General features: G+C 72.1%; 11 protein-coding genes. 4 read left to right on the forward strand and 7 right to left on the reverse strand.

All coding sequences use genetic code 11. The annotated features are described in order from the left end of the window. Positions 1 to 562: 562 nt before the first annotated feature. The 3 genes from ACWER9_RS21725 to ACWER9_RS21735 are packed head-to-tail and all read right to left on the reverse strand — an operon-like array spanning position 563 to position 2894. A complete protein-coding gene (locus ACWER9_RS21725) occupies positions 563 to 1081 on the reverse strand; it encodes a 2'-5' RNA ligase family protein (protein WP_452303565.1) in 519 nt (172 codons plus the stop codon). A gap of 56 nt (positions 1082 to 1137) precedes the next feature. Further along, complete coding sequence (locus tag ACWER9_RS21730; protein ID WP_452303566.1) at positions 1138 to 1743, reverse strand: response regulator transcription factor; 606 nt, start codon at positions 1741 to 1743, stop codon at positions 1138 to 1140. Continuing rightward, positions 1740 to 2894 (reverse strand): sensor histidine kinase, encoded by a 1155-nt coding sequence (locus tag ACWER9_RS21735; protein ID WP_452303567.1) that lies wholly within the window; start codon positions 2892 to 2894, stop codon positions 1740 to 1742. Before ACWER9_RS21735 ends, ACWER9_RS21730 begins: the two co-directional genes overlap by 4 nt. A 132-nt stretch (positions 2895 to 3026) precedes the next feature. On the opposite strand from ACWER9_RS21735, the gene ACWER9_RS21740 reads away from it, so the two are divergent. Further along, positions 3027 to 3956 (forward strand): hypothetical protein, encoded by a 930-nt coding sequence (locus ACWER9_RS21740; protein ID WP_452303568.1) that lies wholly within the window; start codon positions 3027 to 3029, stop codon positions 3954 to 3956. Positions 3957 to 4060: 104 nt separating this feature from the next. Then, positions 4061 to 5794 (forward strand): DEAD/DEAH box helicase, encoded by a 1734-nt coding sequence (locus ACWER9_RS21745; protein WP_452303569.1) that lies wholly within the window; start codon positions 4061 to 4063, stop codon positions 5792 to 5794. 53 nt (positions 5795 to 5847) lie between these two features. Here ACWER9_RS21745 and ACWER9_RS21750 read toward each other — a convergent pair whose 3' ends face one another. The 4 genes from ACWER9_RS21750 to ACWER9_RS21765 form a co-directional block, all read right to left on the reverse strand. Beyond that, positions 5848 to 6246 carry a DoxX family protein gene (locus ACWER9_RS21750; RefSeq protein ID WP_452303578.1) on the reverse strand — a complete coding sequence of 133 codons (399 nt, stop codon included), beginning with the start codon at positions 6244 to 6246 and terminating at the stop codon, positions 5848 to 5850. Positions 6247 to 6391: 145 nt separating this feature from the next. Then, positions 6392 to 8722 carry an endopeptidase La gene (gene lon / locus ACWER9_RS21755; protein ID WP_452303571.1) on the reverse strand — a complete coding sequence of 777 codons (2331 nt, stop codon included), beginning with the start codon at positions 8720 to 8722 and terminating at the stop codon, positions 6392 to 6394. A gap of 134 nt (positions 8723 to 8856) precedes the next feature. Next, positions 8857 to 9726 carry a manganese catalase family protein gene (locus tag ACWER9_RS21760; RefSeq protein ID WP_452303572.1) on the reverse strand — a complete coding sequence of 290 codons (870 nt, stop codon included), beginning with the start codon at positions 9724 to 9726 and terminating at the stop codon, positions 8857 to 8859. A gap of 84 nt (positions 9727 to 9810) precedes the next feature. Continuing rightward, positions 9811 to 10542, reverse strand: a complete 732-nt coding sequence (locus tag ACWER9_RS21765; protein ID WP_452303573.1) for a sensor histidine kinase — start codon at positions 10540 to 10542, stop codon at positions 9811 to 9813. A 98-nt stretch (positions 10543 to 10640) separates the two neighbouring features. Here ACWER9_RS21765 and ACWER9_RS21770 point away from each other — a divergent pair, with 98 nt between their 5' ends. Next, positions 10641 to 11249 carry a response regulator gene (locus ACWER9_RS21770; protein ID WP_452303574.1) on the forward strand — a complete coding sequence of 203 codons (609 nt, stop codon included), beginning with the start codon at positions 10641 to 10643 and terminating at the stop codon, positions 11247 to 11249. Between the two features lie 144 nt (positions 11250 to 11393). After that, positions 11394 to 11741 carry a histone-like nucleoid-structuring protein Lsr2 gene (locus ACWER9_RS21775; protein WP_357356701.1) on the forward strand — a complete coding sequence of 116 codons (348 nt, stop codon included), beginning with the start codon at positions 11394 to 11396 and terminating at the stop codon, positions 11739 to 11741. Positions 11742 to 11791 lie beyond the last annotated feature (50 nt).

The following is an 11791-nucleotide window of genomic DNA, read 5'->3' on the forward strand; positions in this document are numbered from 1 at the left end:
GCGTCGCAGGCTGGGATGATTACTTTCCGTTACGCGACTGCATTTTTTGCGGCTTAAGTCCATTTGCTGACCCACGTCAAACCAGGCCAAGCGTCCACCATGGACAACTCCAGAGTGGACAGCCTGGATCGCACCGACGACCGCCCGCCAAGCTTGGTAAATCGAGTCAAGCACAATCTGAACCCGTTCAGGACGCGCCGGAGAAAACCCTCAGACTATCTACGGTCGTCTATCGGCCATTCTCGGCAGAGAATGACACAATCATGTCCCCTTGGACCAGATAATCCACACCCATGGACGCTTTCTCGGCGTCGATTTATGGTGATCACCGCTGCGGTCCTCAGCCCCAACACCGGCCGCGTCTCGGTGTTCACCCGTGCCGCCGGCGACATCATCCCGCACAGCCGACAGACCACCGCCGGCTCCACCAGTCCGGCTCTACGACAGGGACGAGTCGGCCTCCTCGCTCGCCACCCACAACGGCGCAGCCGGGGACGTCTCGTTCACCCGGCAGGAGATCCCGCAACCGCACGACAACTGACAGACAACGGGTCGGCGGCGGCTATCCGCGCCGGGTCAACGCGGTCACCGTCCGGTCCGTACCGTCGTAGCTGCGTGCGGCGTCGAACTCGCCGGTCGGTCGGTGCCCACCGGCGACGGCACGGGCAAGCCTCAGGTCCGCGTTGCGGAACCGCAGGGCCAGGCTCAGGTGCGGCACCCACCCGTCGGGCGCGTGCCACGGGCGCTGACCCTCGGCCTGGGCGAGGATGTCCCAGGCGGCGGCGTGCAGCTCGGTCAGCGCCAGGGTGGGTCGGACGAGCCAGACCAGCGGGGCGCTGCCGTCGAGGACAACGACCCGGTCGAGCGTCACCGGCACCGGCAGCGCCGCGTCGAACAGCTCGGCCAGGCGGCGCTCGACCCCCGGCGGGAACTCGTCGACGGCGGCGAGGGTGAGGTGCGGCCGGTTGGTCGGGTGGATGGTGCGGGCCAGGCTGGGCAACCCGGCGGCGGCCAGTCGGCCCCAGACCGCCCGGACCGCGACCTCCAGACCGGGCGAGCAGACCAACTCCACCGTACGCACCCCGACACGCTACCGGCGCACACCGTCGCCCCTCTCCCGATCGACCCGGCAGGTCGTCACAGCCAGCCGTTGTCCCGGGCGGTGCGCACCGCCTCGGCCCGGTCGGCGGCGCCGAGCTTCTGCGCGGCGGCGGAGAGGTGGTTGCGGACGGTGCCGGTGGACAGGTGCACCCGTCGGGCGATCACCGCGACCGGGGCACCGACCTCGGCCAGCCGTAGCGTCTCCAGTTCCCGTGGGGTCAGCGGGCACGGGGGCAGGGTCAACGCGTCGGCGGCGAGCGACGGGTCGACGTAGCGACCTCCGGCGTGCACCCGGCGGATCACGTCGGCGAGCGCCCAACCCGGAGAGCCCTTGGGCAGGAACCCGCGGGCACCGGCGGTCAGCGCCTGGCGCAGGTGCCCGGGGCGACCGTGCCCGGTCAGCACGACAACCGCGCAGTCGGGTCGGACCCGGGTCAGCTCGGCGGCGACCGCGATGCCGTCCAGGCCGGGCATCTCCAGGTCCACCACCGCCACGTCCGGGCGGTGCGCCAGGGCCGCGGTGACCGCTGTCGGCCCGTCGGCGGCGTGTGCCACCACCTCGATGTCCGGTTCCAGGCTGAGCAGCGCGGCGACGGCGACCCGGATCAGGTCCTCGTCGTCGGCGAGCAGGACGCGGATCACGACCGCGCCGGCACGGTGGCTTCGAGGGTGAAGATCGTGTCCTCCCGGTGTACCCGCAACTCGCCCCCGGCGGCGGCGAGCCGGTCGGCCAAGCCCCGCAGGCCGTGGCTGTGCGCGTCCGGGCCACGGCCGTCGGCGCCGTCGTTGGCGACAGTCATCCTGGCCACGTCAGCCTCCCGATCGATCTGGATCCGGCACCAGTCGGCCCGGCTGTGCCGCAGCACGTTGGTGCTCGCCTCACGCAGCACCGCCGCCAGTTCGACGGCCGCGGGTTGCGGCAGGTCCGCCGGTGGCGGCTCCACTGTGCACCGCACTCCGCAGGAGCGCAGCACCCCCACCACCGCGGTGAGCTGTTCGTCGAGGTCGACGGCCCGATAGCCGTGCACGGTCTCGCGTACCTCGCTCAGCGCGGACGCCGCCAACCGTTGCACCTCGGCGGCCTCCCGGCCAGCCCGTTGCGGGTCGACCGGGGCGAGCCGCGCGGCGAGTTCGGCCTTCAACGCGATCACCGTGAGGTTGTGCCCCAGCACGTCGTGCACCTCGCGGGCGAAGCGCAGCCGCTCCTCGGCGGCGGCCAGTCGGGCCTGGGCGGCCTGGCCCTGTCGGGCCTCCACGAGCAGGTCCCAGAACCAGACCTGGAACCCGTTGACGGCGGCGACGGCCACGCCGATCCCACCGGTCACGGCGAGGTGGCGCGGGACGGAACCGCCGGTCCACCAGGCCACCGCGACCGCCACCGCCAGGACACCGGCCGCGACTGCGAGCGCGGCCCGCCACCGCACCAGCAGCGGCGCCATGCCGATCAGGGCCGCACCGAGCCAGGCCCAGGTCGGCCACCTGCCGGCCGCCACCGGACCCACCAGGGGAACGGTGAGCACCGCCGCCCCGACCAGGCCCAGTTCGGCCCGACGCCGCCAGCGCGGGTCGAGCCACGGCGTCACGGCCGCGTACAGGACGACGGTCTGGGCGATGACGAAGGCGAGGATGCCGACCGCGCCGAGGGCCACCCGGCGCGGGTCGGGCTCGCGGGTCAGGCCGACCGCCGGTAGCAGGACGCTCGCCCAGACGCCGGTGGCCAGCGACACCAGCGTCGCCTGCCGGGCGCGACGCAACCGGCGGTCCGCCCGGGGGGTCAGCGCCTCGCTCGCCACGCACCGATCCTAGGACCGCGCCGCGCGCGGTCCACCCCTGCGAATCGTCATGGTCCGACCGTGCGGCCCGCACGGTTTCTCCGTGACGAAGAGGTCTGCCGGCCACACCGGGGACACCGGCAGGGTCGAGGCATGACAAACACCCGGATGTACGCGGACAGCCTCACCCCCGTACCGTCGCCCGCGCGCCTGCCCACCGACGACCCGGCGCCCCCGGACCCGACGTCGACCACTGCGGCCCGGACCGTCGCGGCACTCACCAGCAGCACGCGGCGGCTGCTGTGGCACCTGGGCGAGATGGCCCTGGCGATGGTCGCCGGGATGCTGCTGCTCGGGCCGTTGTGGGAGCTGGCCGGCACCGTCCTGGGGGTCGCCGACGCGCTGACCCGGCCGGACGTCGCCGCACTGGTGATGGCCACGAACATGACCGTCGGTATGACGGTGTGGATGCGCTACCGGGCGCACCACTGGCGTGGGGTCGTCGAGATGGCCGCCGCGATGTACCTGCCGTTCCTGCTGCTGCTCGTGCCATGGTGGGCGGGCCTGCTCGCCGCCGACGCCCTGATGCTCGGCGGTCACCTGCTGATGGTGCCGGCCATGGTGCTGGTGGCGGTGCGTCATCGGCACGAGACGCCGGTGCCGATCCGCCGGCATCCGGCCGTGGTGGCGCTCGCCCGCCGCTGGCCGACCGGGCTGGCGCTGCTGATGACCGCGGACATGTGGGTCGACCCGAGCGTGCTCAGCCCGTGGACGATGCTGGTGCTGCCCGGCGGTTACCTGCTGATCGGCGTGGCCCGCCGCACGCTCGGCGGGCGGGGCGTGCTCGCCACCCAACTCGCCGGTCTGGCCGTCTGGGTCACCCTGACCCTGGTCGCGGTCGTGGCCGGCGGGCGGACGGCCGCCTGGCTGGTGGCGCTCGGGTGGTTGGCGCACGCCGGTTGGGACCTGGCACACCACCGCGGCGGCCGGGTGGTGCCGCGCGGCTACGCCGAGTTCTGCGTGGTGCTCGACGTGGCCCTCGCCGCGGTGATGGTGCTGGCAATCCTGACCACCGGGGCCTGACCGGGGCCGCCACCGGGTCGTGGAACGGCAGTGGCACGGGCTCGCGGACAGCTCTTGTGGCAGTCGCCGCAACGGCCCGGACGGCGTGATGAAAGGCTTGGCACATGAGTTCCGCACCTGCACAGCACGACGCACCGATTGACGCCACCCCCGACGGCACCGACGAGGTGAGCGCCTTCACCGAGCTGGGGCTGCGCGCCGAGCTGCTGGGCGCGCTCGCCGCCCTCGGGTACGAGGAGCCGACCCCCATCCAGCGGGAGGCTATCCCACCGCTGTTGCAGGGGCGGGACCTGCTGGGTCAGGCGGCGACCGGCACCGGCAAGACGGCTGCGTTCGCGCTGCCGCTGCTGAACCTCATGGAGCCGCACCGCCGGGGCGGCGACCCGGTGGCGCTGGTGCTGGTGCCGACCCGGGAGTTGGCGGTGCAGGTCTCCGAGGCGTTCCACCGCTACGGCAAGGACCTGGGCGCGCGGGTGTTGCCGATCTACGGTGGGCAGCCGATCGGCCGGCAGCTGCGGGCACTCGACAGCGGTGTGGACGTGGTGGTGGCCACCCCGGGGCGGGCCCTCGACCACATCGCCCGGGGCACCCTGCGCCTCGGTGGCCTGGCCACGGTGGTGCTCGACGAGGCCGACGAGATGCTCGACATGGGCTTCGCCGAGGACATCGAGGCGATCCTGGAGCACGCTCCGGCGCAGCGTCAGACGGTGCTCTTCTCGGCCACCATGCCGTCGCGCATCGACGGTATGGCCCGCCAGCACCTGCGCGAACCGGTCCGGATCGAGATCGGCCGGGAGCAGCCGGTCGCGGGTGAGGCGCCCCGGGTGCGGCAGAGCGCGTACATCGTGACCCGGGCGCACAAGCCGGCCGCGCTGGGTCGCGTGCTGGACGTGGAGTCGCCGACCGCGGCGATCGTGTTCTGCCGCAGCCGGGAGGAGGTCGACCGGTTGACCGAGACGATGAACGGTCGGGGCTACCGCTCGGAGGCGCTGCACGGTGGCATGAGTCAGGAACAGCGCGACCGGGTCATGGGTCGGCTGCGGGCGGGCACCGCCGACCTGCTGGTGGCCACCGACGTGGCGGCCCGTGGGCTGGACGTCGAGCAGCTGACCCACGTCGTCAACTACGACGTGCCGTCCGCCCCGGAGTCGTACGTGCACCGGATCGGTCGGGTGGGTCGGGCCGGCCGCGAGGGCGTGGCGATCACCCTCGCCGAGCCGCGCGAGCACCGGATGCTCAAGACCATCGAGCGGGTCACCGGCCAGCGGATCACCATCGACAAGATCCCCACCGTGGCCGACATGCGTACCCGTCGGTTGGAGATGACGCAGGCGGCTCTGCGGGAGAGCCTGCTGGAGGACGACCTCGACCCGTTCCGGGTGATCGTGGAGACGTTGACCGACGAGTTCGACCTGATGGAGGTCGCCCTCGCCGCCGTGAAGCTGGCCCACGAGGTGACGTCGCCGGGCTCCGACGACGAGGAGGAGATCCCGCAGGCTCCGGTCCGTGGGCCGCGCGAGGGTCGATCCGACTCCGGTGGCCGGGGCGGCGACCGGCGGGGCGGGGGCCGGCCCCGCTCCGGCGGCGGCAACACCGTGCAGGTCTTCGTCGGCCTGGGCCGACGCGCCGGAGTGCGCCCGCAGGATCTGGTCGGCGCGATCACCGGGGAGACCGGCATCCGTGGCCGGGACATCGGCTCGATCGAGATCGCCGACCGGTTCTCGCTCGTGGAGGTGCCGCAGGGGGTGGCCGACGAGGTCATCTCCGGCCTGCGCTCCAGCACGATCAAGGGCCGCAAGGCCACCGTGCGCCGGGACCGCGGCGGCGACGAGCGCTGAGCGCGTCGTCGGCGACCGCCCGGGTACGACGGTCGCCGACGACGCGACTCCGATCAGAGGGAGTACGGCCCGAAGCGGCCCCAGACCACCAGCGCGGCGAGGGCGAGCAGCACCACGCACGTCACGATGCCCTGGATCTCCACCGTGCGTCGCTCCGGCGCGGTGGCCGTCCGCACCCCGTGCAGGTGCACCACGATGCCGCCGATCATGATGATGACCAGCCCGAGCGCGGCGAGCGGGGTGAGCACCGTGGCGATGCCGGTGAGGGCGGGCAGCACCAGCCCGATGCCGGCAAGCAGCTCCAGGGCGCCGATGGCCTTGACCTGGATCGGCGTGGCGGCCTTCGTCCAGCCCATCGTGTCGTGCAGCTTCTCCTTGGGTTGGGTCAGCTTGACCACGCCGATGCCGCCGAAGATGGCGGCGAGCAGGATCTGAACGATCCACAGCACCATGTTCACAGGGGTTTCCTCCGGGGGTACCGCCCTACGGCGGAGAGGTAGTTGACGTCTCAAGCACGACAGTACGGTCCTGTGAAACGCGGGCACAGCGACAGGCCCCCGCCGTCTCGAAAGCGGCGGGGGCCTGTCGTGTGGTACGTCAGACCGCGAAGAGCGCCGGACCGTCAAGCGTCTTCACGTCGGCCGGGCGCAGCGCCAGGGCGAGCACGTCGGCCACGTCGGCCAGGGTGTGCACGGTCAGCGCCTCGCGCACCTCGGTCGGCAGGTCGTCCAGGTCCGGCTCGTTGCGGGCCGGGATGATCACCTCGGTGAGGCCGGCCCGGTGCGCGGCGAGCAGCTTCTGCTTCACCCCGCCGATCGGCAGGACCCGCCCGGAGAGCGTCACCTCACCGGTCATCCCGAACTCGGGGCGGACCGGACGTCCGGTGACAAGCGACGCCAGGGCCGTGACCATGGTGATGCCGGCGCTCGGACCGTCCTTGGGCACCGCGCCCGCCGGGAAGTGGACGTGGATCCGGCGTCCCGCCAGGGCGTTCGGGTCGATGCCGAACCGCCGCCCGTTGGAGCGCAGGTAGGAGAGCGCGATCTGCGCCGACTCCTTCATCACGTCACCGAGCTGGCCGGTCAGGGTCAGCCCCGGCTCGCCCTCCATGCTCGTCGCCTCGATGAAGAGCACGTCCCCACCGGCGCCGGTGACGGCCAGGCCGGTGGCCACGCCGGGCACGGCGGTGCGCTCGGCCGACTCCGGGGTGAACTTCGGCCGACCCAGGTAGCCGGTGAGGTTGTCGGTGTCGACACGTGCCGGCGTCGGGTCCGTGGCCAGCGTCACCGCCACCTTGCGCAGGATCTTGGCCAGGGCCCGCTCGAGCTGCCGGACGCCCGCCTCCCGGGTGTACTCCCCCGCGATCAGCGCGAGAGCCTCGTCGGTGACGGTGACCTCGTCGACGGTCAGCCCGGCCCGCTCCCGCTGCCGGGGCAGCAGGTGGTCGCGGGCGATGGCGACCTTCTCGTCCTCGGTGTACCCGTCCAGGGTGACCAGCTCCATCCGGTCCAGCAGCGGGCCGGGGATGGACTCCACCACGTTCGCGGTGGCCAGGAAGAGCACGTCGGACAGGTCGAGGTCGACCTCCAGGTAGTGGTCCCGGAAGGTGTGGTTCTGGGCCGGGTCGAGCACCTCCAGCAGGGCGGCGGCCGGGTCACCGGCGTAACCGGCGGCCAGCTTGTCCACCTCGTCGAGGAGCACGACCGGGTTCATCGAACCGGCCTCGCGCAGCGCGCGGACGATCCGACCGGGCAGCGCGCCGACGTAGGTGCGCCGGTGCCCACGGATCTCCGCCTCGTCACGGACACCACCGAGGGAGACCCGGACGAAGTTGCGCCCGAGCGCCCGCGCCACCGACTCGCCGAGGCTGGTCTTGCCGACCCCGGGAGGGCCGGCGAGGGCGAGCACGGCGCCGGAGCCGCGACCGCCGACCACGCCGAGGTTGCGCTCGGCCCGCCGGTTGCGCACGGCCAGGTACTCCAGGATGCGGTCCTTCACGTCGGCCAGGCCGGCGTGGTCGGCGTCGAGCACCGCCCGCGCCGCGGCCAGGTCGGTGTTGTCCTCGGTACGCGTGCCCCACGGCATCTCGAGCACGGTGTCCAGCCAGGTACGGATCCAGCCCGCCTCCGGGGAGGCGTCGCTGGCCCCCTCCAGCTTGCCGACCTCGCGCATGGCCGCCTCGCGGACCTTCTCCGGCAGGTCGGCGGACTCGACGCGGGAGCGGTAGTCGGCGGAGCCGTCCGGCTCGTCCTCGCCCAGCTCCTTGCGGATCGCGGCGAGCTGCTGACGCAGCAGGAACTCGCGCTGGGACTTCTCCAGCCCCTCCCGGACGTCACTGTTGATCTGCTCGGTGACCTCCTGCTCGGCCAGGTAGTCCTTCACCCAGCCGACGAGCAGCTCCAGCCGTGCGGTGACGTCCGGCGCGGCGAGCAGCTCGGTCTTCTGCTCCAGCGTCAGCCAGGGCGCGTAACCGGCCGAGTCGGCCAGCTCGGAGAGGTCGGTCATCCGCTCCACCGCGTCGATGACCTGCCAGGCGCCGCGCTGCTGGAGCACGGAGGTCACCAGGGCGCGGTACTCGCGGGCCAGTTCACGGGCCCGACCGGCGTGGGCGGGTTCGTCGAGTTCGGTCGCCTCGACCCAGAGGGCGGCGCCGGGGCCGGGCACGCCGGAGCCGATCCGGGCCCGGGACAGGCCACGGATGACGGCGGCGGGCTCACCCTCGGGCAGCCGGCCGACCTTCTCGATGGTGGCCACCACGCCCACCGGTCCGTACTCGCCGTCGATGCGCGGTACGGCAAGCAGCTTGCGGTCACCTGTCGCCCGTGCCGCGTCGATCGCGGCCTGGGTGGTGGGGTCGAGGGTCACCGGGATGACCATGCCGGGCAGCAGCACGGCGTCGGTCAGGGGAAGTACCGGAAGAGTTGCCATCGAACACCTCGCGTTAGTTGAGCGTGTCTCACTCAAGTAACAAAGCGTTCCCCTTGTTCCAGCCTGTGACCCAGGCCACTTTCCCGGCCCGGTCCGGCGGGTCGCCCGGACCGGCGGGCGACCCGGCAGGCACCTCAGGTGAGCGTGCTCTTCACCGTGTTCACCACCGAACCGGCCACTCCCGGGTTGGTGCCGTAGAGCCGGGGGTCACCCGGGGGCAACACGGGCTCCGGCGCCATCGCCCGTGGGTTGTCGTCGTAGCGGAACTCACCCTTGCCGTCCGGCGACGGCCCGGACGCCCAGCGCCCCTGCGCGGCGTCGGTGCCCGAGGAGAAGCCCAGGTAGGTGTAGCCGTACTCCTCGGTGAACTCGCCCGAGTCCGGGAACGCCTCCGGCACCGGCATCTCCTCCAGCCCGTCCTCCTTGAGCTGCTCGATCGCCGCCAGCCACATGTTCTGGTGCATCGTGTCGCGGGCCAGCAGGAAGCGCAGCATCTGCTTGACGCCCGGGTCGTCGGTCATGTGGAACAGCCGAGCCACCTGGAGCCGCCCCTGCGCCTCGGCGGTGACGTTGAGCTGGAAATCGGCCAACAGGTTGCCGCTGGCGGTGATGAACGCGCCACTCCAGGGCACACCGTTCGAGTCGGCGGGGAGGGCGCCACCACCGCCGTGGATGAAGTGCGCCGGGTTCTCGCCGGCGTAGGTCGCGGCACCCCCGGGATCCTCCGCGATCCCCTCGGTCAGCGACAGCGGCGCGTTGTCCAACAGCCGCGTGATCATCGTGACGATCATCTCGACGTGGCCCATCTCCTCGGTGCCGACATCGAGCAGCAGGTCCTTGTACTTACCGGGTAGCCGGCAGTTCCACCCCTGGAACAGATACTGGTTGGCGACGGTCATCTCGCCCCACTTGCCGCCAAGCACCTCCTGAAGGCGACGGGCGAACGCCGCGTCCGGGCCGTCCGGTTTGGCCTCGAACTGCAGATCCTTGACGTGCCTGAACATCGAACCTCCTCGGTACCCGCAGACAGGTAGCGAGGCGGTTCCCACCCCGGTGACCCGTACGGGCCAACCGGCGTCCCGCGCGGGTCACCGCAGCGGGTGCGCCGTCGGCAGCAGCACCTCCAGCGCCACGCCGCGCGGACGCAGCCGGTGCGCCCGCAACGCTCCCCCGTCCGTCGCGACGAGCTGCCGCGCGATCCACAGGCCCAGGCCGGACATCCCGACGGCCGGCGCCGGACGCCGCAGCGCGACCAGCAGCTCGTCGTCGACCCGGCCCTCGTCGGTGACCAGGATGCTCACGCCAGGGCCGCGCAGGGTGGCGTAGAGCCCGACCTGCCCGTCCGGTGGCCCGTGCCGTAGCGCGTTCTGCACCAGGTTGATCAGCACCTGTCGGGTTCGTCCGGCCGGCACCGGGCAGGAGGCCGCCCGCCGGGTGGCCCGTGCCCGTCGACGACCGACCGGCACCAGCGCGGCGGCCTCCCGCAGGATGCCCGCAAGCGCGACAGCCGGCTCGGGCTGCGGGGTCGGCGTCAGCACGCCGGTGCCGGCGGTCGCGTCGCGCAGCAGGCTCTGCAGGTGGGCGGCCTGGTCGCGGGCCAGGGCACTGATCGCCCGCCGGTCGGCGCTTGTCAGCTCGCGACGCTCGTCGGCAAGCGCCCGGGTCAGCGACGTGAGGGTGCTGACTGGCGTCCGGAACTCGTGGCACAACACCCGCAGCAGCAGCTCCGGGTCGGCCTCCGTCGTTCGTCTCGCGTCGGGTGTCGGCTCGATGGGGTGCAACCCTCGCAGCAGGTCCCGCAAACCGTGCCGTACGCGCATCCACCCGACTCCTCTCGTTCGGTGCCAACCCGCATGATCGGTACCCGCTGGGGAACGGCGCAGACATGCCGGGAGCCTCCACCTTGCGACTCGTCGTCGTGGACGATCACCCCCTCTTCGTCCGCGGCCTGGAGCTGCTGCTCCCGATCACCACCGACGGCCGCGCCGAGGTGGTCGCCTCGACCGGCGACGCCGCCGCGGCGGCGGCGCTGGTCAGCAGCTGCCGCCCCGACCTGGCCCTTGTCGACCTGCACATGCCGCCGCCCGGGGGCATCCGGGCGGTGGCCGCGATCCGACGCACCACCCCCCGGGTACGGGTGGTCGCCATGTCCGGTTCCACCGATCCCGCTCCAGCGGTGGAGGCGCTGCGGGCCGGCGCCGAGGGGTTTCTGCCCAAGACCAGCGAACCGGAGGAGCTGCTGCCCCCGCTGCTGGCAGTTCTCGACGGCTGGGCGGTGCTGCCGGCCGACCTGCTCCGCGCCATGCTGCGACCGGCACGCTTCACGGCCGTCGACCTGGACGGCGAGGAACAGCGGTTGCTGAAGGCGATCGCCAGCGGCCGCAGCACCGTCGACATCGCCGAAGAACTGCACGTCTCGGAACGGACGGTGAAACGGATGACCGCCGCCTTGCTGCGGAAGTTGCGGGTCTCGAACCGGGCCGAGGCGGCCGCCGTCGCCGGTCACAGCGGCATCCTCGGGGAATGACGCCCCGTCATCGGACCGATTCCCGGTTTTGCTCGGTAACGGAATCGCGACGCGCCGAATGAATGGAAGGCATATTGTTGCGGATTACCGGGGTGATAGGTCAGACTTTGGACACATCCCGCCGCACACAGGGAGTAATCGGCAATGGCGAGAAAAGTAATCACGGTCCTGACCGACGACCTCGACGGTGGGAAGGCCGACCGGACGGTGGAGTTCAGTCTCGACGGCGTGGCCTACACGATCGATGTCTCCGACGAGAATGCCGGCGTCCTGCGCAAGGCGCTCGATCCGTACATCAATGCGGGTCGGCGGATCGGACGTGGTCCGGCAGAGAGCGCCCGTTCCGTCCGGCGGCCGGGGCGACCCGCCGGGGCGGGAATGGATCGGGAGCAGAACCGGGCCATCCGGGAATGGGCCGTCAAGAACGGCTACAAGATTTCCGAGCGGGGCCGGATCCCGGTCGAGGTCGTCGAGGCCTACAAGAGCCGCTGACGCGACTCGACGGGGCCCCGCCGGAAACGGCGGGGCCCCGTCGTCTGTGC

This window comes from Micromonospora sp. NPDC003944, from assembly GCF_053605225.1.